General features: G+C 60.6%; 20 protein-coding genes and 1 pseudogene. 10 read left to right on the forward strand and 11 right to left on the reverse strand.

All coding sequences use genetic code 11. The features are described 5' to 3' along the window. The first annotated feature begins 193 nt into the window (after positions 1–193). The 3 genes from AC1DIS_RS10045 (at position 194) to AC1DIS_RS10055 (ending at position 3,131) form a co-directional block, all read left to right on the forward strand. The gene (locus AC1DIS_RS10045; RefSeq protein ID WP_018927142.1) at positions 194–1,162 is read left to right on the forward strand and encodes a LysR family transcriptional regulator; all 969 of its coding nucleotides are present in this window, start codon (positions 194–196) and stop codon (positions 1,160–1,162) included. Positions 1,163–1,497: 335 nt separating this feature from the next. Continuing rightward, the gene (locus AC1DIS_RS10050) at positions 1,498–1,872 is read left to right on the forward strand and encodes a DUF6124 family protein (RefSeq protein ID WP_258614504.1); all 375 of its coding nucleotides are present in this window, start codon (positions 1,498–1,500) and stop codon (positions 1,870–1,872) included. Positions 1,873–2,156: 284 nt separating this feature from the next. Beyond that, a complete protein-coding gene (locus AC1DIS_RS10055) occupies positions 2,157–3,131 on the forward strand; it encodes a 2-hydroxyacid dehydrogenase (RefSeq protein WP_018927144.1) in 975 nt (324 codons plus the stop codon). A 124-nt stretch (positions 3,132–3,255) separates the two neighbouring features. On the opposite strand, the gene AC1DIS_RS10060 is transcribed toward AC1DIS_RS10055, so the two are convergent. After that, complete coding sequence (locus AC1DIS_RS10060; protein ID WP_018927145.1) at positions 3,256–4,158, reverse strand: DMT family transporter; 903 nt, start codon at positions 4,156–4,158, stop codon at positions 3,256–3,258. A gap of 138 nt (positions 4,159–4,296) precedes the next feature. Here AC1DIS_RS10060 and AC1DIS_RS10065 point away from each other — a divergent pair, with 138 nt between their 5' ends. Beyond that, positions 4,297–5,172: a helix-turn-helix transcriptional regulator gene (locus AC1DIS_RS10065; RefSeq protein WP_477743253.1), complete on the forward strand. Its 876-nt coding sequence runs from the start codon at positions 4,297–4,299 to the stop codon at positions 5,170–5,172. A 107-nt stretch (positions 5,173–5,279) separates the two neighbouring features. On the opposite strand, the gene AC1DIS_RS10070 is transcribed toward AC1DIS_RS10065, so the two are convergent. Then, positions 5,280–5,690 (reverse strand): HPF/RaiA family ribosome-associated protein, encoded by a 411-nt coding sequence (locus AC1DIS_RS10070; protein WP_064620217.1) that lies wholly within the window; start codon positions 5,688–5,690, stop codon positions 5,280–5,282. Positions 5,691–5,889: 199 nt separating this feature from the next. After that, positions 5,890–6,852 (reverse strand): LysR substrate-binding domain-containing protein, encoded by a 963-nt coding sequence (locus tag AC1DIS_RS10075; RefSeq protein ID WP_018927148.1) that lies wholly within the window; start codon positions 6,850–6,852, stop codon positions 5,890–5,892. 135 nt (positions 6,853–6,987) lie between these two features. On the opposite strand from AC1DIS_RS10075, the gene AC1DIS_RS10080 reads away from it, so the two are divergent. From AC1DIS_RS10080 to AC1DIS_RS10090, 3 genes are all read left to right on the forward strand, one after another. Beyond that, a complete protein-coding gene (locus tag AC1DIS_RS10080; RefSeq protein ID WP_477743252.1) occupies positions 6,988–8,364 on the forward strand; it encodes an L-serine ammonia-lyase in 1,377 nt (458 codons plus the stop codon). Between the two features lie 63 nt (positions 8,365–8,427). Further along, the gene (locus tag AC1DIS_RS10085) at positions 8,428–9,729 is read left to right on the forward strand and encodes a serine/threonine transporter (protein WP_086944720.1); all 1,302 of its coding nucleotides are present in this window, start codon (positions 8,428–8,430) and stop codon (positions 9,727–9,729) included. Positions 9,730–9,939: 210 nt separating this feature from the next. Next, complete coding sequence (locus tag AC1DIS_RS10090; protein ID WP_018927151.1) at positions 9,940–10,257, forward strand: DUF3509 domain-containing protein; 318 nt, start codon at positions 9,940–9,942, stop codon at positions 10,255–10,257. On the opposite strand, the gene AC1DIS_RS10095 is transcribed toward AC1DIS_RS10090, so the two are convergent. Further along, positions 10,254–10,754, reverse strand: a complete 501-nt coding sequence (locus AC1DIS_RS10095; protein WP_018927152.1) for a phosphate-starvation-inducible protein PsiE — start codon at positions 10,752–10,754, stop codon at positions 10,254–10,256. The two genes, AC1DIS_RS10090 and AC1DIS_RS10095, sit on opposite strands and share 4 nt — an antisense overlap. A 316-nt stretch (positions 10,755–11,070) precedes the next feature. On the opposite strand from AC1DIS_RS10095, the pseudogene AC1DIS_RS10100 reads away from it, so the two are divergent. After that, positions 11,071–11,310 (forward strand): annotated as a pseudogene (locus tag AC1DIS_RS10100) (YebG family protein); the annotation flags it as partial. A gap of 173 nt (positions 11,311–11,483) precedes the next feature. Here AC1DIS_RS10100 and AC1DIS_RS10105 read toward each other — a convergent pair. From AC1DIS_RS10105 to AC1DIS_RS10120, 4 genes are all read right to left on the reverse strand, one after another. After that, the gene (locus tag AC1DIS_RS10105) at positions 11,484–12,593 is read right to left on the reverse strand and encodes a dihydrolipoamide acetyltransferase family protein (protein WP_018927154.1); all 1,110 of its coding nucleotides are present in this window, start codon (positions 12,591–12,593) and stop codon (positions 11,484–11,486) included. A gap of 40 nt (positions 12,594–12,633) precedes the next feature. After that, positions 12,634–13,620, reverse strand: a complete 987-nt coding sequence (locus AC1DIS_RS10110; protein ID WP_086944719.1) for an alpha-ketoacid dehydrogenase subunit beta — start codon at positions 13,618–13,620, stop codon at positions 12,634–12,636. Then, positions 13,613–14,707 carry a pyruvate dehydrogenase (acetyl-transferring) E1 component subunit alpha gene (pdhA, locus tag AC1DIS_RS10115; protein ID WP_019647692.1) on the reverse strand — a complete coding sequence of 365 codons (1,095 nt, stop codon included), beginning with the start codon at positions 14,705–14,707 and terminating at the stop codon, positions 13,613–13,615. Before pdhA ends, AC1DIS_RS10110 begins: the two co-directional genes overlap by 8 nt. Before the next feature lie 116 nt (positions 14,708–14,823). After that, on the reverse strand, positions 14,824–15,843 hold the full coding sequence (locus AC1DIS_RS10120) for a Glu/Leu/Phe/Val dehydrogenase family protein (RefSeq protein ID WP_018927157.1): 1,020 nt from the start codon (positions 15,841–15,843) through the stop codon (positions 14,824–14,826). Between the two features lie 183 nt (positions 15,844–16,026). On the opposite strand from AC1DIS_RS10120, the gene AC1DIS_RS10125 reads away from it, so the two are divergent. Continuing rightward, positions 16,027–16,830 carry a SirB1 family protein gene (locus AC1DIS_RS10125; protein WP_477743251.1) on the forward strand — a complete coding sequence of 268 codons (804 nt, stop codon included), beginning with the start codon at positions 16,027–16,029 and terminating at the stop codon, positions 16,828–16,830. 29 nt (positions 16,831–16,859) lie between these two features. Here AC1DIS_RS10125 and maiA read toward each other — a convergent pair whose 3' ends face one another. From maiA to hmgA, 3 genes are read right to left on the reverse strand one after another with little or no spacing between them, the layout of a single operon-like run. Then, entirely contained in the window at positions 16,860–17,495 is a 636-nt protein-coding gene (gene maiA / locus AC1DIS_RS10130; protein ID WP_477743250.1) for a maleylacetoacetate isomerase, read from the reverse strand. Positions 17,496–17,507: 12 nt separating this feature from the next. Continuing rightward, on the reverse strand, positions 17,508–18,815 hold the full coding sequence (fahA, locus tag AC1DIS_RS10135; protein WP_018927160.1) for a fumarylacetoacetase: 1,308 nt from the start codon (positions 18,813–18,815) through the stop codon (positions 17,508–17,510). Between the two features lie 3 nt (positions 18,816–18,818). Then, positions 18,819–20,123, reverse strand: a complete 1,305-nt coding sequence (hmgA, locus tag AC1DIS_RS10140; protein ID WP_018927161.1) for a homogentisate 1,2-dioxygenase — start codon at positions 20,121–20,123, stop codon at positions 18,819–18,821. Between the two features lie 118 nt (positions 20,124–20,241). Here hmgA and AC1DIS_RS10145 point away from each other — a divergent pair, with 118 nt between their 5' ends. Next, a complete protein-coding gene (locus AC1DIS_RS10145; protein ID WP_258612674.1) occupies positions 20,242–21,024 on the forward strand; it encodes an IclR family transcriptional regulator in 783 nt (260 codons plus the stop codon). The last annotated feature ends 32 nt before the right edge of the window (positions 21,025–21,056 follow it).

Consider the following 21,056-nt stretch of genomic DNA (forward strand, 5'->3'; position numbering starts at 1 on the left):
ATCTGAAGACCGCAGTGATGCCATCGCCAGCAAGCCGGCTCCTACAGTCGGCGCAATTCTAGGGGTGGGCCTTGTTGGCGATAAGCCGGGATTCTTGTGAATCTTTGTTACCGTTAACGAGATAATCCCTTGGTCGGGGTCTCAGTCTCTGAAACTTCGTGTCACAATTTGCCATCCGCCAAGAGAGCACCCCATGGACACTTTGCAAAACATGCGCGCCTTCAGTTACGTGGCCGAGGCCGGCAGCTTCACCGCCGCCGCCGTACAACTGGACACCACCACGGCCAACGTCTCGCGCGCGGTCTCCAACCTGGAGGCCCACCTGCAAACCCGCCTGCTCAACCGCACCACCCGGCGCATTGCCTTGACCGAAGCGGGCAAGCGCTATCTGTTGCGCTGCGAGCAGATCCTGGCCTATGTCGAAGAAGCCGAAGCCGAGGCCAGCGACGCCCACGCGCGCCCGGCCGGGCAACTCAAGGTGCACACCATGACCGGCATCGGTCAGCACTTCGTCATCGACGCCATCGCTCGCTACCGCAAGACCCACCCCGACGTGACCTTCGACCTGACCATGGCCAACCGTGTGCCGGACTTGCTCGACGAGGGCTACGACGTGTCCATCGTGCTCGCCAGCGAACTGCCCGACTCGGGCTTCGTCTCCCAACGTTTGGGCATCACCTACAGCATCGTTTGCGCATCGCCCGCCTATGTAAAAGCCAACGGCTGCGCGCAGAAGCCCAGCGACTTGCTCAATCACATGTGCTTGCGCCTGGTGAGCCCGGTGATCCCGCTGGAAAAGTGGGCTTTCGATGGCCCCGAAGGCCAGGAAATGGTCACCATCAACAGCTCACCGTTCTTGGTGAACTCCGCTGACGCGATGAAGACAGCGATCACCAGCGGCATGGGGGTTGGGGTGTTGCCGGTGTATGCGGCGATTGAAGGGCTGCGCAACGGTACGCTGGTGCGGGTGATGCCAAAGTACCGCTCGCAGGAATTGAATCTGTATGCGATTTACCCGTCGCGGCAGTATCTGGACGCGAAGATCAAGACCTGGGTCGAATACTTGCGTGGATCGTTGCCGGAGATTCTGGCGGCGCATCAGGCGGAATTGGCGGCGTATGAATTGAGCGGCAGCTTGGGCGGGGCTCGGCTGGCGAACTGATTTCACGGTCCTACAGACGCGGTGATTTTGGGGGATGTTTCCGACGAGTTCTGTCGGTTGTTGGGTCGGAAGCGAAGTGGGTAGGCTTTGTGGGTCGCTGCAAAATCAGCGATCAGGTCTGGAAAACCTGGCGAACACTGACCACACCCCATGGCATACTGCGACGCTTTTTACTGCACGCAATCCTTGTTATGGCGGCTGTGCGCGGGAGACCTTCGGGTCTGCCGGGTTTTGGTGGGTGTTCCGGTTTTTCCAGTCCGCGCACAGCTGCCACCCTTTCGTCTGGAAAACGAAAGATGGCAGTTCCACTTCATCTGCCAATGAGTAACTTCCGCATGATTAAAGAAACACCGAACCCTCCGGAAACCGACGACGTTTCCCCCTACGAATCTCTCGATTCGAAAAAACTCAACGAAGCCGCCGAACGAGCGCTCGATCACTACCTCAAGCCCACTCCGAAAAAACCAGAAGGCCGCAAGCCAAGCAGGATGTTTCAGGTCGCGCCGGACATGGACAACGAGAGCCTGCTGGCCCATGTCTGCGAATCCCTGGCCTCGGCCAGCGTCATGACCAGCGACATTGCCGCCTATGTCGACGCCCCGCAGCGGCACACGATCCTGGCGATCCAGCAAGTCATCATGCTGGCCGAACTGGCGGTGAACCGGGTGCTGGATAACGTCGACGTACCGAAGCCCGCGCCACACAGCTGACCCCCTGTAGGAGCGAGGCTTGCCCGCGAAGGCTTTCCAGCATTCAACATTTACGCCGCCTGACACACCGCTTTCGCGAGCAAGCTCTGCTCCTACAGTTGAACGGGTTCATCTATGGGTGATTGGCCGGCAGTCAGGCGGCCTTCGCGGGCAAGTCGGATCGCCGCACCGCTCGCTCCCACAATTTTGGATGGCGTACACCCGGGCAATCCGAGCACTCGCATAATGTCCGCGAAGAATGTTAGCTTGCTTGGCAATCTCCACGCCCGACGAGCCCCTCTCCAATGAAAAAAACCGTCCTCGCCTTCAGCCGCATCACTCCGCCCATGATCGAACGCCTGCAACAGGATTTCGATGTGATCGTGCCGAACCCGAAAAACGGCGACATCGCCGCCCAGTTCAACGAAGCCCTGCCCCACGCCCATGGCCTGATCGGCGTTGGTCGCAAACTCGGCCGGGCGCAACTGGAGAACGCCAGCAAACTGGAAGTGGTGTCCAGCGTCTCCGTCGGCTACGACAACTATGACCTCGCCTACTTCAACGAACGCGGGATCATGCTCACCAACACCCCCGACGTGCTCACCGAAAGCACCGCCGACCTGGCCTTCGCCCTGCTCATGAGCAGTGCCCGCCGCGTCGCCGAGCTGGACGCCTGGACCAAGGCAGGCCAATGGCAAGCCACCGTCGGTGCACCGTTGTTCGGCAGCGATGTGCATGGCAAAACCTTAGGCATCGTCGGCATGGGCAACATCGGCGCGGCCATCGCCCGTCGTGGTCGACTGGGCTTCAACATGCCGGTTATCTACAGCGGCAACAGCCGCAAGACCGCACTGGAACAGGAACTCGGCGCACAGTTCCGTAGCCTGGATCAACTGCTGGCCGAAGCCGATTTCGTCTGCCTGGTGGTGCCGCTTAGCGAAAAAACCAGGCACCTGATCAGCCACCGCGAACTGGCGTTGATGAAACCGAGCGCCATTCTGGTGAACATCGCCCGTGGCCCGGTGGTAGACGAGCCGGCGCTGGTCGAAGCGCTGCAAAACAACCGGATTCGTGGCGCCGGGCTGGACGTCTACGAGAAAGAACCACTGGCTGAATCACCGCTGTTCCAACTGAAAAACGCCGTGACCCTGCCGCATATCGGCTCGGCCACGCACGAAACCCGCGAAGCCATGGCCAACCGTGCGTTGGCTAACTTGCGCAGTGCCTTGTTGGGTGAAAGACCGCAGGATCTGGTGAACCCACAAGTGTGGAAAGGCTGATCAAAAAGGGCGGGTGTTTTAAACACCTGCCCGTTCTCGGCATATTGTCGACTTCATATTGCCGTTGCTGATTTATATCGCTATCAGAATCGAGCGCTGAGTTGTTCAGCGCTCGGTCAAAGCATCAGGCCAATTTGCCGCTTCCCTGCACCATCGGTGCCTTGGGCTTACGAAACACCAGTACATTGCCCAACATCACCAGCACCAACCCCACCAATGCCGGCGCCGTCCATTGATAGCCCTCGGCAAACGCCGACACATTCAGCGCCACCACCGGGAATAACACGGTGCAATACGCCGCCCGCTCCGGCCCCATGCGCCCGACCAGCGTCAGGTAGGCGGTGAAGCCGATCACCGAGCCCGGAATCACCAGGTACAGCAACGAGCCGATGTAACGGGCGTTCCATTCCATGTCGAACGGGATACCTTTGACCAGGCACCACACCGACAACATCGCTGCGCCATAAGCCATGCCCCAGGCATTGGTGGTCAGGGGTTTCAGGCCGGCCCTCTGCTGCAGACTCGACAGCATGTTGCCCGCCGAGAAGCACAAGGTTCCGAGCAACGCCAGGGCCAACCCGAGCAAGGTTTCCGGGCTGGCGGTATGACCGGCCAGCTCCGGCCAGAACAACAGACCAAGACCGAGCAAGCCCAACGCGCCGCCCATCAACACGTTGCGGGCGATTTTCTGGCCGAAGAACACCCGCGCATTGAAGGCATTCCACAACGTGGCGGTGGAAAACACCACGGCGACCAGACCGCTGGGGATCCACTGGCTGGCGGTGAGGAAGCACATGAAATTGATACAGAACAGGCACAGCCCCTGCGCCAGGCAAATCAGATGCCCGCGACGGTTCATCACTTGCAGGCGCCGGCTAAGCAACAACATCACGAACAGCACCAGCGCGGCGAGGCCGAAGCGATAGACGATCGACACCGGAATCGCCACCACGCCCAATTGCCATTTCAAGGCAATCCAGGTGGTGCCCCAGATCAATACGGTCAGCAGGTATAGCGAGAGGTTCATGGTGAAGACTCCTGAATAGGCCTTCAGTGTCCGGCGCGCCCCCCTTTTTCACTTGCATAAACTTGCGCTTTTGTCGGCCCGCAGGCTGGCAGGCCAGCGTCTACGGAGTAGGATGCAAGGCGTTGGAGAGAACCGATCATGGCCGCACTGGAAACGTTGCAAGTCTTTCAAGCCCTCAACCGCTCGCCCAATGCTCGCCTGGAGCACAGCGCCGAGCTCGGTGACGGCATGGCTGCGGCTTTGTGGAGCAACCACCATGACGCCCAGGACTACGAAGCGCCGAGCCATCACACTTTGTCGTGCTACATCGCCGGCGGCACCGGCACCTTTCGCCGCGACCAGCCCGGCACCAAGGGCGGCCCGGACAAGCTGTGCATTCTGCCGGCCGACCATCAGTCAGGCTGGGTGATCAACGGCGAYATTCGCCTGGCCCACCTGTATTTCAGCCCCGAACAATTTGCCCTTGGTTGCGTCACGTTGCTGGATCGCGAGCCACGGGAATTGCAGTTGCGCGAGCGCACGTTCCTCGAAGACCCGCAGCAAGTACGGCACTTTCGGCAGTTGATCAGCCTCAACTGGGACGAACCCGGCGAACGCCTGCTCACCAGCAGCCTGGCCCACGAGATGCTCAGCCACGCCTTGCTCAGCCAGGTTGGTGTGCGTCAGGGCCTGCGCCTCAAGGGTGGATTGGCGGCGCATCAGCGGCGGCAACTGGTGGAGTTCATCGACAGTCAGTTGGCGGAGGCGATCAGCCTTGGGCAATTGGCGAGCTTGTGCGCGCTGTCGGAATATCACTTTGCGCGGATGTTTCGTGTGAGCTTCGGCTTGCCGCCGCATCAGTATGTGTTGGCGCGGCGTCTGAGGCGCGCGCGGGAGTTGTTGCGCGCATCGTCGCAGCCGTTGGGGGAGATTGCGCTGGCGTGCGGGTTTGCCAGTGCGAGCCATTTCACCAACCGGTTTCGACAGGCGTTGGGTGGGACGCCTGGGGAGTATCGGCAGGCGTTTTTACGCTAGAACAAAGAGTAAAAGATCACAGCCTTCGGCAGCTCTCACGCCAGAAACAAAACGGGCCTGCAATCGCAGGCCCGTTTTAATCAGGAAGGTAAAAGGTGAATCAGGCCTCAGCCATTGAGCGCAGCCTGTTCGTTCTCGAGAAACTCATCCTCAAGCAGCGCATCGGCATGAGCGCCCCTATCGAACGGCACCACAGCGGCGCGTGGTTTGCCGCGTAATTTGCCAAACATATGCTCCAGCGCATGTTCAAGTTTTTCGGCTGCCCCGTCGATCGCCAGTTCCAGGGAGTCAGCTTTATGGGTAACGGAAATTGGTTGGTGGCCTTTTGGCCGCGCTTCCAGCTGGCAGCGCATGTCATGGGGACCAGGCTTGTCGCCGTTCTCGTCCCGCAGATGGACCTCGACGCGGGTCAGGTCCTCTTCATAACGTTCGAGCGTGCTCTCAATGGTAGTACGTACCCACTCCTCCAGTCGTTTACTGCTTTGAATATGGTTATCGCTATTGACTTGGATTTGCATAGTTCTTCCCTTATTTCAGCTAGCTCGCAAGAGGCGCATCGGCTGGCCCTTGGGCGTCATCACCGCAACCTCTTGGTTACACAATCGGTGTGTGCGCGGAACATTTCAACCCCTAAAAAAAGATAAATATTCATACGCAAAAAAAGCCGGACAACGAGCAAAAGCGCTGTTAATGTCGGGAGTTGGGTCGGCCCTGTCTTCAGTCACAAATGGTCACATCTGCCGCGCCCCCCAGCGGATGCAGGTCACGAAAAATCCCCGCCTCTTCCACCAGCCAGTCATGCACCGCGCGCACGCCCGGATGGCTCAGCGCACCCGGCGCGTAGAGCAGCACGTAGCGCTTGTGATTAGGCACCGCCAGGCCAAACGGCACGATCAGCGTGCCCCGTTCCAGCTCATCGTTAAGCAGCGTTCGCCGCGCAATCGCCACGCCCATCCCAGCAATCGCCGCTTCGATGGTCAGGTGATTGCGGTTGAAGGTGTGCCCGCGCCGCACGTCCGCGCCTTCGAAACCGATGGCATTGAGGTAAAACTCCCATTCCGCGTATTCGTAACTGCCGCGCCAGGCGGTGATGTCGTGCAACAACGGAAAGTGCATCAAGTCTGCCGGGCCGTGCAGCGGCGGACGCCCTCGCAACAGGCTCGGGGCGCACACCGGAAATATCTGCTCGTCGAGCAAGGCTGTGGATAACAATCCGGGATAGCTGCCGTCATTCAGATCGATCGCCAGATCGAAATCTCCCTCGTGCAACGGCACGCTGCTGTCCTCCGCCACCAGGCGCAATTGAATGTCCGGAAAACGCTGCTGCAAACGCGGCAAACGCGGGGTCAGCCATTTGCTCAGGAACGAGGGAATCGAACGCACCCGCAAAATCCCGCTGATCATTCCCGCATCCAGTCGTCGCAATTCTGCGTCGATGCTGCCGTAAGCCTCGTTGACCGTAATGGCCAGGCGCTGGCCTTGCGCACTCAATTCCACGCCACGAGCGCGACGGTGGAACAGGCGAAAACCCAGCCGCTCTTCCAGTTGCCGAATTTGCTGACTGACCGCACCCGGCGTGATGTGCAGTTCTTCGGCACAACGGGTAAACGACAGGTGCCGCGCGGCACAGGAAAACACGTGCAGCCAGACATAAGTCTGGGCGTGCAATTGACGACTCATCGTTTAGTCCTGCTAAAGGCTGTCTTAGGAAGTTTCATTGGTCACGTAGGACCGAGGTAGGCAGTATCGCCGACATTGCGCTTGGCCTACAAAAATGGCGGCGATTTCTCTTCCATTGCTTGTATAGGCTTTAGCATGGCTATCAGTGTTTTCGATCTCTTCAAAGTCGGCATCGGTCCGTCCAGTTCCCACACCGTCGGCCCGATGCGCGCTGCAGCGACCTTTGCCCAAGCACTGATTGACCAGCATTTACTGGCCGCCGTCCGTCGGGTCGAAATCCGGCTTTACGGTTCGCTTTCAGCCACCGGCGTCGGCCATGCCACCGACCGCGCCTGTGTCATGGGCCTGATGGGCGAATGGCCGGATAGCATCGACCCGACCACCATCGATTCGCGCATCCTGCACCTGCGGGAAACCGGCAAGCTGTCCCTGGCCGGCAAAGCGACCATCGCCTTCAACTGGCAGCACGATCTCCTGCTGCTCGACGAGAGCCTGCCCTACCACCCTAACGCCATGTCCCTGACAGCCTTCGGCGAAACCGGTGAGCTGTTCGAGCAGACGTACTACTCGGTGGGCGGCGGTTTCATCATCGACGCGGCCGAAGCCGAGTCCGGCATTGCGCCGGCCAGCGACGTTGTGCTGCCGTACGATTTCTCCAGCGCCGCCGAATTGCTCAAGCTCTGCAAACAGCACGGTCTACGGGTGTCCGAATTGATGATGGCCAATGAATTGGCCTGGCGCAGCGAAGCCGAAGTCCGTCAGGGCCTGTTGCACATCTGGTCGGTAATGCGCGAGTGCGTCGAGCAAGGCTTGCGTCACGAAGGCATCCTTCCCGGCGGTCTGAATGTTCCCCGCCGCGCCGCGAAATTGCATCGCAGCCTGTTGGAAATCGGCAAACCGAACGTCATCAGCTCCACCCTGTCGGCCATGGAGTGGGTGAACCTGTTCGCCCTCGCCGTGAACGAAGAAAACGCCGCGGGCGGACGGATGGTCACCGCGCCTACAAACGGGGCGGCGGGGATCATTCCGGCCGTGCTGCACTACTACATGAAATTCAACCCGGACGCATCGGACGATGACGTCGTGGCGTTCTTTTTGGGCGCGGCTGCCGTAGGCATTCTTTGTAAGAAAAACGCCTCGATTTCTGGCGCCGAAGTCGGCTGCCAAGGCGAGGTCGGCTCCGCCTGTGCCATGGCCGCCGCCGGTTTGGCCGACGTGCTCGGCGCCACCCCGGAACAACTGGAAAACGCCGCTGAAATCGGCCTGGAACACAACCTCGGCCTGACCTGCGATCCGGTCGGCGGTCTGGTGCAAGTGCCGTGCATCGAGCGCAACGCGATTGCCGCGGTGAAGGCGATCAACGCCACGCAAATGGCCCTGCGCGGTGACGGCAAACACTTCATTTCCCTGGACCGGGTGATCCGCACCATGCGCGATACCGGCGCCGATATGCACGACAAATACAAAGAAACTTCACGGGGCGGCCTGGCGGTTAGCTGGGTGGAGTGCTGAGGAGCATTTCCTGACCGTTCGCAACACGTGAGCCCGAGTAATAATAATAACGAGGCGAAAACGATGACCGATGTACGTACACCTGCTGCCGATAATCCCGCTGTAGACCTCACACGCAATAACGAAATAACCCACAAAGGCTGGAGTAAACACGACACCACCTGGATGCTTGGCCTCTATGGCACAGCGATTGGCGCCGGCACGCTGTTTTTGCCGATCAACGCCGGCGTGGGTGGTTTCTGGCCGCTGCTGATCCTGGCAGTGCTGGCGTTTCCGATGACATTCTTTGCACACCGCGGTCTGACTCGTTTCGTGTTGTCCGGCCGTTCCGGGGACATCACTGAAGTGGTGGAAGAACACTTCGGCATCGGTGCCGGCAAGCTGATCACGTTGCTGTATTTCTTCGCGATTTTCCCGATTCTGCTGGTGTACAGCGTAGCGCTGACCAATACCCTGAGCAGCCTCATGGAGCACCAGTTGCACATGACGCCACCGCCTCGGGCGATCCTGTCACTGGGGTTGATTCTCGGCCTGATGGCCATCGTCCGTTGTGGTCAGGGCGTCATCGTCAAGTGCATGAGTGTGCTGGTTTACCCGTTCGTCGCGGCATTGCTGCTACTGGGCATCAGCCTGATCCCGAACTGGAACGGCGCGTTCTTCGCCACCGCCAGTGAAGGCATGCCGCTGCCGCTGTTCTTCAAGACCTTGTGGCTGGCGATCCCGGTGATGGTGTTCTCGTTCAACCATTCGCCGATCATTTCCGCTTTCGCCGTCGATCAGAAGCAGCGTTACGGCAAGCAAGCCGAACGCAAAAGCAGCGGCATTCTGGCGATTGCTCACGCCATGATGGTCGTCACGGTGATGTTCTTTTGCTTCAGCTGCGTGCTGGCGTTGTCCCCGGCTGATTTGGCCGCGGCAAAGGCGCAGAACATTTCGATCCTGTCGTACCTGGCCAACCACTTCCAGACGCCGGTCATCGCTTACGCCGCGCCGCTGATTGCACTAGTGGCAATCACCAAATCCTTCCTGGGCCATTACATCGGCGCCAGCGAAGGCTTTCAGGGCCTGATCGTGAAAAGCCTGCGTGGCCGTGGTCGAGTCGTCTCCGCCGGCTGGCTGAACCGCCTCACTGCGCTGTTCATGATCCTCAGTTGCTGGGCCGTGGCGACCTTCAACCCGAGCATCCTGGGCATGATCGAAACCCTCGGCGGGCCGATCATCGCCTGCCTGTTGTTCCTGATGCCGATGTACGCCATCCGCCGCGTGCCGGCCTTGCGCCAGTACTCGGGCCAGGCCTCGAACGTGTTCGTGGTGTTGGTCGGTCTGATTGCACTGTCTGCGATCATCTATTCATTTATGCCCTGAAACGGGCAGGCAAAAAGAAGGCGGGCCAGAGTGCCCGCCGTTTTTTTGCCGTAAACATTGTCCGACAGTTTTTCCGGCATGCCCCTTGCTATCTCCCTTGTGCGGCACGGAAGAAAGCGCATGAACATGGAAGGCCGGTGGTCTGGTATTGCGAACTAATCCCGATCACAGCCGTCAACAACTGCACGTTCAATCAGGCGGTGACGCATTATGGACAACCCTTTTCAGCTCATTACCGATGCTTTTGCAGCGGATTATCAAATCAACCTGAGCATCCAGGGCCTGGACGGCAGCATCATGCTGACCCTCTCCAACGCTGGCCGCGTGGTGGCTAAACGGATGATCAGCGCCGAACAACGCAATGACCCCAAGCGCCTCAAACGCCTGGTGCAAAGCATTCAATTCGGCATCGCCATCGAACAGGGTCAATGCGCCGTGGCCATCCTCGAAGCCATGACCGACGGCGACAACCGTAAGCTGCCGCCGCCACAGGCCAAAGCCCGGCCCCGACCTGAAATCGGGTATTAAAGTTCGCCCTTCTCCACTTCGGGATGTTCACCGGAACCCGCACCGATCTTGCGTTGCGGGTGTTCGATCTTCACCGAAGGAAATTGCGACGAGGCATAACGCACCACCAGAATCGAAAACGCCAGCAGCAGGATCCCGCCGCACAGGTAAATGATCCCCAGGTCCGGCGGATTGTGGTGCGAGACGTTGGAGATCAGMAGCCGTGTCAGCGCGGTGATYGCCACGTAGATCAGGAACCGCACCGGCATGTGATTGGTCTTGAAGTAAATCCCGACCATCGCCCCCAGTTCCAGGTAGATGAACAGTAACAGGATGTCATCGATCTTGATGTGCCCCTGTTCCAGCATCCCGATGAACTCCATGACCGCCGCCCAGGCAGTCACCGCACCGATGGCGAACAGCGCCAGGTAGTGGAAGGTCTCGACGAACAGGTTGCCCAGGGACTCGGCCAGTTGGTGCACGTTCTGCCGCAGGTTCTCGGCCCAGTTGATTTTCACGATGATTGTTCCTTAGCTCGGTTCGAGCGGATGATGCGGGTTGGACGTGACGGTTGTTCTGCATGCAGAAAAAAGGCCAGGGGTTGCCTGCCACATGATGGCGAGGTGCTTTAAAACACGCTCCGTGGCGTTTGGTCGCAGGTCAACACCAAACCTGTAGCCGCGAATGGAGCGCCACCGTTCACCTGACAAACCCCGAATCCGGTCTACATTAAAAAGCCACTACCCAAAGCTCAGGGATTCGCTTATCCTTTTCGCTGTATATAGATACAGTAGTCGCAAAGACAACTAAATGTGAAGGCATGTGAGGTGGTGAATGGCCGTCGAAGTGGTATACCGCAGCAGCCGAGATCTGGAGCGCTTGTTCATGGATAAAGCCGAAGCTGACCGTCATGACAAAATGCTCGAACTGGCCGAATTGCTGGCTGAAGTGTTGCAAAAAGCCGTTCCGTCCCTGACCGAGCAGCAAGTGGAAGAAGCCGGGATCTACATGGCGAAGAACCGCGACGTGTTCGCCAAGGCGTTCAAGAGCCAGCCGGACGCACTGTCCGAATTGCTCAACGTGCCGGCTGAAGTCGCTAAACCTGTTGAAGTGGCTGCACCTGTTGAAGTGGAGCAAGCTGAGCCGACCAAGCCAGCCAAAGCCGCCAAGACGCCGAAGTAAGCAATGCCCGAATTGAATAGGCCCTGAGTCCAATGGCTCAGGGCCTTTTTCATGCCCGCAGAAAATCAGGCGTCAGGCTGCTCCAGTGCGTCGACCAACGCCTTGAAGAACCGCGCCGCCTCGCCGCCGGTGACCACGCGGTGATCGAAGGTCAGGGACAGCGGCAGGATCGGATGCACCGCCACCGCCCCCTCGACCGCCACCGGTTCATCGCGGATCGCCCCGGCGGCGAGGATCGCCACTTGCGGCGGCACCACCACCGGGTTGGCGTAGCGACCGAACAAGGTGCCGAAATTCGACAGAGTCAGGGTCGCACCCATCATTTCCTTGGGCGGAATCGAACGCGCCTGCACATCGGCGCGCAGGCGCATCACACCTTCTTTCAAATCCGCCGACGTGCGATTGCCGACATCGCGCAGCACCGGCACGAACAAACCGTCCGGTGTATCCACGGCAATGCCCAGGTCGAGCCGTTCGTGTTGTTTGAGCGACAGGGTTTTGCCATCGAAGCCGCTATTGAGCACTGGCTCCACCGCGCAGGCCGCCGCCATGGCTTTGGCCAGACGAATCAGTGGTTCTCGCGCCTGCCCCCAGCGATGCAGATCGGCATCGCCGAAAATCGTCACCGGCACCACTTCGGCATGGGACCTGGCCATGTTCAGCGCCATGCTGCGCCGCACACCGCGCAGCTTCTCACCGCCGAAACGCTCGCGTTCCGTCTGGGCCGCATTTTCCACATCGCTGCGGGTGATCTGACCGTCCTGGCCGGAGCCGACCAAGGCGCTCAGTTCAACGCCCAGTTGTCGCGCCAATTGACGCACTGCTGGCGTGGCGCGGTTCGCCAGGTATTCGCGGGTCGAAGGCGCGGTGCCGATAAAAAAGGCATCCTCCTGATTCGTGCCGCCGCCCTCAAGCCGTCCGACCACGGTGCCCGCATCCGCTTCGCCTTCGTAACCGAGCAACGGCTCCCCCACATGCAGGATGTCGCCCTCGCCGCCGAAGGTTTTCGCCACCACGCCGTCGTAAGGCGCGGGAATGTCCACCAGCGCCTTGGCGGTTTCCACCGACACCAGCAATTGGTCAGCCTTGACGGTATCGCCGACCTTGACGTGCCAGCGGACGATTTCCGCCTCCTGCAAGCCTTCGCCCAGATCCGGCAGTTTGAAATATTTCATCGCAATCTCCTCGGCCTCTGGCGTTTCTTCAAGGGCTTCTTCAGGCGTGGCGCAACACGGTGTCACAGGCGTGAAGAATGTCCTCGACGCCAGGCATGTACAGCGATTCCAGTCGATACAGCGGTGGCGGGATGTCCGGCGCGGTGACTCGCTGGATCGGTGCCTGCAACTGCAGAAACACCCGTTCGTAGAGACTGGCGGCGATTTCCGCGCCGACCCCGCAGGAGCGCGGCGCCTCATGCACGATCACGCAGCGACCGGTCTTGCGCACCGAGGCCTCCATCGTGTCGAGGTCCAACGGTTTGATGCTGGCGACATCGATCACTTCCGCCGAGATGCCCTGCTCGGCCAACGCCGTGGCGGCTTGCAGGGTTTCCATCACACTGGCGCCCCAACTGATCAAGGTGATGTCGCTGCCTTCGCGCAGGGTGAAACAGCTGTCCAGCGGCAGGCGTTTGCCGTCATCCAACAACGGTTGCGGGTTCATGCGATAGAGTCGGGTCGGTTCGAGAAAGATCACCGGGTCCGGGTCGTCGATGGCCGCGAGCAACAAACCATAGGCCCGGGCCGGCGAGGACGGGATCACCACCCGCAACCCCGGAATGTGCGCAAACAGTGCTTCGGTGCTTTCGCTGTGATGTTCCGGCGCACGAATCCCTGCACCCATCGGCGAGCGCAGCACCATCGGGCAGGTGAGCCGCCCGCGCGTGCGGTTGCGCATGCGACTGGCGTGGGACACCAGGTGCTCCATGGTGGCGTAGATAAACCCCATGAACTGGATTTCCACCACCGGTTTCAAGCCTTGGGCCGCCATGCCCACTGCCAGCCCGCCGATCATGGTTTCGGCCAGCGGCGAATCGATTACCCGCTTGAAACCAAAGCTGTCGCGCAGGCCCAGCGTGGCGCGAAACACGCCACCGTTCACCCCGACGTCTTCACCGAGGACGATAACGTTCTCGTCCTCGCGCATGGCCCGATGCAACGCCAGATTCACCGCCTCCAGCAGCGTTACCTTACCGTTACTCATGGCCCGAACCTCCCGTCCGGCGCGCCACTCGTTCGAGGAAGTCTTCACGCTGCTCGGCCAGGGCTTGTGGCCACTGGGCGTAGACATGATCGATCACTGATGCCGGCGCCTGCAGGCCCGCCGCTTCGAAGTTATCCACAGCAACCTGCACCAACCCCTGGCATTCGCTGATCAGCGCCTGCTCGCGACTTTCATCCCACACGCCCTGCCCGACCATGAAACGCTGCAGACGTTTGATCGGTTCTTCGAGCCAGGCTTGCTTGACTTCGTCCGCCGACCGGTAGCGTGTGGCATCGTCGGCCGTGGTGTGATCGCCGAGGCGATAACTCAGGCATTCGAGCAACACCGGGCCTTTGCCGTGGCGCGCCCGTTCGAGGGCCGCTTGCACGCGGTCATACACGGCGAGTATGTCGTTGCCGTCGACCTGCTCACCGTGGAACCCGGCGCCAATGGCTTTCTGCGCCAACGTGGGAGCGCCGCACTGAATTCGTCGCGGTACCGAAATCGCCCATTGGTTGTTGTTGACCATGAACACCACCGGCAACTGCCAGGCGCCAGCGACATTGAGGGCCTCGAGAAAATCACCTTTGCTGGTGCCGCCATCGCCGCAGGTGGTGACGGCAACCCGATGCTCGCCACGGATCTTGAATGCGCTGGCGACGCCGCAGGCATGCAGGGCCTGGGTGGCAATCGGCACACAGATCGGGAAATCCTGCGCCACCGCCGGGTCGACAAAGTCGCTGCCACGCTCATCGCCGCCCCAATACAACAGGATTTCTTCCATGCGCACGCCACGCATCAGTTGCACGGCGGTGTCGCGGTAATACGGGATCAGCACGTCTTCGGCGTGCATCAGGCTGCCGACCGCAACGCCAATGGCTTCCTGGCCCAGGGTCGGCGCGTAGGTACCGATGCGCCCGGTGCGTTGCAGGGCGACCGCTTTCTGGTCAAAAAGGCGGGTCAGGACCATCTGCCGATACAAGCGCGTCAACAGATTGAAGTCGTCGGCCCAGGGAGGGAGATCGCAGAGCACCTGGCCGTCAGGGGATAAAAAACGGGTGTAGGGCAGCTCAACCTTGTGAAGCATCACAGGGCTCCTGGCACGCGGGGTCGGCGTGCGATTGTCAGGCCCGACGTTTGTGGCGCAGGGCTTGGGGAGCAAGTTGGCCGGATAGGCACTCACTCCTTTATCGATTCAAACGTTTACCGGTACAGCACTTTCTCTGCCAACTCATCCGCTACCCTGGCCGGAGAACGTTTTTCCGCCTGGGCATGGGCAAAGACTTCGGTCAGCCGTGAACTGATTTTCGACAGGTGCGCGGTGATGGTCGTCAGCTCTTCCCCACGGTGTTTGAGCGACACGTAGATCAGCCCGCCGGCGTTGATCACGTAATCCGGCGCATACAGAATGCCCCGGCGTTCCAGCTGATCGGCGACTTCCAGATGGGTCAGTTGGTTGTTGGCCGAACCTGCGACCGCCGAGCAGCGCAACTGCGTCACGCTGGTCCTGTTAAGCACACCGCCCAAGCCACAAGGCGCGAGAATGTCGCAAGGGGTGCTGAGCAGCGCTTCGTTGGCGATCGGATGAGCGCCCAACTGCTCCATGGCCAGTTGTACTTTGCCGTGATCGATGTCGCTGACCAGCAGCTCGGCGCCGGCAGCGTGCAGCTGCTCGGCCAGGGCATAACCAACATTGCCCAGGCCTTGAACGGCAATGCGCAGCCCTTCCAGATTATCGCTGCCCAAGCGGGCCATGGCGGTGCTGCGAATGCCGGCGAATACGCCCATGGCGGCATGCGGTGCTGGGTCCCCCGCAGCGGTGGTGCTGGTGACGAATTGCGTATGTTGGGCGATGCAGTCCATGTCCGCCACCGAGGTGCCGGCGTCGATGGCGGTGATGTAGCGACCGTCGAGCTGATTGATCCAGCGCCCGAACGCTTCGAATACTGCGGCGCGGTTTTCCACATGGGCCGGGCGAATAATCACCGCAACGCCACCGCCCTGAGCCAGGCCAGCCAGGGCCGCCTTGTAACTCATGCCTTGGGCGAGGCGCACAGCATCCTCGATCGCGGATTCATCGCTGGGGTAGGCAAGGTAACGACACCCGCCCAAGGCAGGTCCCAGGCGGCTGTTATGGATGGCAATCACCGCCTTCAACCCGGTGACCGGATCGACGCTCAGGTGCAGCGATTCAAGGCGAGTGCTTTGCATGAGAGCGAACATCGTAGGGCTCCCGAATCACTTCTTGTAGTCGCCAGTATAGGCTTGCGCACAAAAATTGCAGAAGCGCACAGGAATAAGCAGCGCGGCTTTAAAGGTTTTCGGACATAACCTGTTACGGCCTGTGTTCAGCACTGGACGAAAGCCTGCGACGGGGCTAAAACGAGGCATTCCCCGGAGATTTTGATGACCCCGCGCCAACGCTTTTTCGACTGTCTGCAACGATCACCGCCCGCGCTGTTCGAGGCGGCGTTGTGGATCGCCGTCGAACACGATAAAGAGCTGAATCCCGAAACTGTGCTGGCGGACTTCAAGGACCTGCAACAGCGGGTCAGCTACGGATTGCCGATGCTGCCGGTAAATGAGTTGGCGCAACCGTTGTTGCGGCGCATGAATGACCTGGGGTTCGCCCAGGACGACTTCACGCCCTTGCGCCCGCAAGTGGCGTTGCTCCATAAAGTGCTGGAACGCCGGCGCGGCCAGCCATTGGCGCTGGGCCTGATTGCCCTGGAGCTGGCCAGAAGACTGGAAATCCCCATGGTCGGGGTCAACTTCCCCGGGCATTTCCTGCTGCGGGTGCAAGGCGCCGATCACCTGCTCGACCCGTGCGGCGGGCGCCGGCTGTACCCCAACGATTGCCGTGAACTGCTGCAACGCCAGTACGGCCCGAACATGCAGCTCAGCGCCGAGCATTTGCAGACCGCCGAACCTGCGCAGATGCTGCAACGGCTGTCACGCAACCTGCGCCAGTTGTACCTCACGAACGATGACTACATCGACGCCCTGATCGACGCCGAGCGCGTGCTGGAGCTGGGCAACGCCAACGCCTCCGACTACCTGGCCCGGGCCAGCCTCTATCAACGGCTGGATTGCCCGAATGCCGAGCGTTTTGACCTGGAACACGCGCTGCTGCTCTGCGACGACCCGATTCAGCAGATTCGCCTGACCGAGCGGCTGGGGCACCTTCCGCCCAACGCCATCATCCATTGATCGCCCCACATTGGGTCGATGTGAAGCCATTAAGGGGTGTCAGGCTGGTTCGCCGGATGGGCCAGGAAGAAGGCTGGATGTGTCGCCGCAAGCGCCGCCACTCGCCGAATTCGCGGGTAGGCCTCAAGGGAAATATTGAAGCGCTCGGCCGCATACAACTGCGGGATCAAATAAACGTCCGCCAGCCCCGGTTGCTCGCCAAAGCAGTAACCGCTATCACCAATCAACTGCTCCACCGTCGCCAACCCTTGACTGATCCAGTGACCGATCCACTCGACCACTTGCGCCTCATCGTGCCCCAACTGCCGCAGCTTATTGAGCACGCTGACGTTGTGCAGTGGGTGAACGTCGCAGCCGATCACCGCCGCCACTCCACGCTCGTGGGCGCGGGCGGCGAGGTCTTTGGACAGCAGCGGCACCTGTGGATAACGTTCCTCCAGGTACTCGATGATCGCCGGTGACTGGATCAGCAATTCGCCTTCATCGGTGCGCAAGGCCGGCACCCGGCCTTGCGGGTTGATGCCCAGGTACGCCGGCTGGCGATGTTCGCCCCCCTGCGGCGCGATCAGGTTGATCGGCAGTGCCTGGTAATCCAGCCCCTTCAACGCCAGCGCAATGCGTACCCGGAAAGACGAGGTCGAACGGTAATAGGTATAGAGTTCCATGGGCCGATCCTCTTAGCGCGCCGGCAGCACTTTGCCGCGGCACTCGCCGAAACCGATGGAAGCAAAACCCTCACGGCTGCAACGTCCCCGCAGGATGATTTCGTCGCCATCCTCGAGGAATTTACGCACCTCACCCGAGGCCAGTTCGATCGGCTTTTTACCGCCCTCGGTGATTTCCAGCAGGCTGCCGAACTGACCGCTTTCAGGGCCGGACAACGTGCCCGAACCGAACAGGTCGCCGGCCTGCAACTGGCAGCCGTTGACGCTGTGATGCGCCACCATCTGCGCAACGGTCCAGTACATGTGTTGGGTGTTGCTGAGGGTCAGGCGATGGGCCGGCAGATTCTGTTCGCGCATCGATTCGGTCAGCAGCAGCACTTCGAGTTCGATGTCGAAGGCACCGGCCGCCTGATCACGTTTGTCGAACAGGTAAGGCAGCGGCTGCGGGTCGCCTTCCGGGCGCGCCGGCTGCGCACGACGGAACGGTTCCAGCGCTTCGGCCGTCACCACCCACGGCGAAATGCTGGTGATGAAACTCTTGGACAGGAACGGCCCCAGCGGCTGGTATTCCCAGGCCTGGATGTCCCGCGCCGACCAGTCGTTGAGCAGGCAGAAACCGGCGATGTGATCGGCGGCGTCACCGATGGCGATCGAGTCGCCCATGGCATTGCCCGGGCCAATCCAGATACCCAGTTCCAGTTCGTAATCCAGGCGTGCGCACGGGCCAAACGTCGGCTCGGTCTGACCGGCCGGCAGGGTCTGGCCTTTCGGACGCCGCACGTCGGTGCCGGACGGGCGAATGGTCGAGGCGCGGCCGTGATAACCGATCGGCACGTACTTGTAGTTCGGCAGCAACGGGTTATCCGGGCGGAACAGTTTGCCGACATTCTGCGCGTGCTCGATGCCGACGTAGAAGTCGGTGTAGTCGTTGATCTTCGCCGGCAGGTGCATCTGGCAATCCGCCGCCAGCGGCAGCAGTTTTGCGCCTTGGGCTTCGATCTTGCCGTGCAGGGTGCTGCCTTCCTTGAACAACTCGATCAAGCGTTCACGCAGGGCGACGCGAGCCTCGCGACCCAGCTCGAAAAACGCATTCAACTGGCCGCCACGGGTGGCTTCGACGGCGGTTCGCGCGGCACCGTCGTCGAACAGCCCGGCATCGAGTGCCGCTCCCAGATCAAAGATATGGTCGCCGATCGCCACGCCACTGCGCGGCGCCCCGCCCTTCACGCTGAACACGCCCAACGGCAGGTTTTGCAGCGGGAAATCCGCGTGGCCGTTGGCGGAGGCAACCCAGCTACGAGTGATGGAAGTCTGAGTCATGGGTTATCTCCGGGTCGGGTCAAAAGTGGCGGGCAGCGAGGCCCAGCAGGCGTCGTAATTGTTTTGCAGTTGCGGGCAATCCAGGGCGAATCGGCTCGGGCGCAGCACCTGGCTGGTCTCGAACATGAAAGCCATGGTGTTGTCGATTTTAGCCGGCGCCAGTTCCGCGTTGATTGCCTTGGTGCAGGTCTCGCCATCGGGGCCGTGGGCGCTCATGCAGCTGTGCAACGAGGCGCCGCCCGGCACGAAACCTTCGGCCTTGGCATCGTACTCGCCCTTGATCAGACCCATGTATTCGTTCATCAGGTTGCGGTGGAACCACGGCGGACGGAAGGTTTTCTCGGCCACCATCCAGCGTGGCGGGAAGATCACAAAGTCGAGGTTGGCCAGACCGTGCACGCTGGTCGGCGAGGTCAGGACGGTGAAAATCGACGGATCCGGGTGATCGAAACTCACCGTGCCAATGGTGTTGAAGCGACGCAGGTCATATTTGTAGGGCACGTTATTGCCGTGCCAGGCGACCACGTTCAGCGGCGAATGATCGAGCTCGCAGCCCCACAATTGGCCGAGGAATTTCTGCACCAGGGTGGTCGGTTGCTTGAGGTTTTCGTAATGCGCCACCGGGGTCAGGAAGTCGCGAGGGTTGGCCAGACCGTTGCTGCCGATCGGCCCCAGGTCCGGCAGGCGCAGTGGCGCGCCGTGGTTTTCGGCCACATAGCCCCGCGCTTGCGGATCGAGCAGTTCGATGCGGAATTTCAGCCCGCGAGGCAGCACGGCGATTTCCAGCGGTTCCAGCTCCAGCACGCCCAGTTCAGTGGCGATGCGCAGGCGGCCCAGTTCCGGTACCAACAGCAGTTCGCCGTCGGCGTTGAAGAACACCCGCTCCATGGACCGGTTGGCGCGGTAGTTATAGATGCTGATCCCGGCCGGTTTATCCGCGCCCGAATTGGCGGCCATGCTCACCAGCCCGTCGATGAAATCGGTGGGCTCGGTCGGAATGTCCAAGGGGTTCCAGCGCAGGCGATTGGGGGTCACTTCACCCAACGGACCACCGGCCAGTTGCCGATCCAGTTTGACGAATGCCGGGTGATTGGCCGACGGCTGAATGCGGTACATCCAGGTCCGGCGTGCTTCGCTGCGGGCCATGGTGAACGCAGTGCCGGAGAACAGCTCGGTGTACAGGCCGTAAGGGGCTTTTTGCGGGGAGTTCTGGCCGATGGGCAGTGCGCCGGGCAACGCTTCGCTGCTGAATTCGTTGCCAAAGCCTGACTGATAAGCCAGCGCTGGCGCCGTTGAATCGAGGTTCATGGAGCCTCCTGAACGGGAAGTTATTTTTATCGTAATTCAATTACGCATAACGTAATTTGATTGGTATTGACCGTCAAGCTATAAAGACGCCCATTCGTCCCGGGATCACACCGCCTCCATGACCAGCGAAAGCAACGGTAAACAGAAAGTCCGCTCGGCCGAAGTCGGCACCGACATCCTCAAGGCCCTCGCCGAGCTGTCGCCCTCGACCTCGCTGTCGCGTCTGGCCGAACACGTGCAGATGCCGGCGAGCAAGGTTCACCGTTATCTACAAGCGCTGATCGCCAGCGGTTTTGCCGAACAGAACCCCGCCACCAACCATTACGGCCTGGGCCGTGAAGCGCTGCGAGTCGGCCTGGCTGCCCTGAACAGTATGGACGTGCTGAAAGTCGCCGCTCTGCCTCTGGCCGAGTTGCGTGATGACTTGAATGAAACCTGTTTTTTAGCGGTGTGGGGCAATCAGGGCGCGACGGTGGTGCACATCGAGCCGGCGGTGCGAGCGGTGACGGTGGTCACGCAATTGGGCTCGGTATTGCCGTTACTCAGTTCATCCACTGGCCTGGTATTTGGCGCTTACCTACCAAAGCGGGAAACCGTGGACTTGCGCGATCAGGAACTTCACAACGCCACTGACCACATCTTGGCAGACGATCAGACCTATGCAGCCTTATGCGAACAGATCCGCGAACGCGGCCTGCATCATGTGCATGGGTTGCTGATGCCGGGAGTGGATGCGTTGTCGGCACCGGTGTTCAACGCTGTCGGCCAGGTGGCGGCGGTGATGACCATCGTCGGCCCGACCTCGTTGTTCCATGCCGACGAAAACGGCCCGGCGGCGCAGCGWTTGCTGGCAGCGACGCGGGCCGTGAGTTGGCGGATGGGTTACCAGGTTGAAACGTGACGTAATAAAGCGGAATTATCACCGCCCGCTAT

The organism is Pseudomonas sp. 05N433 (genome assembly GCF_056396925.1).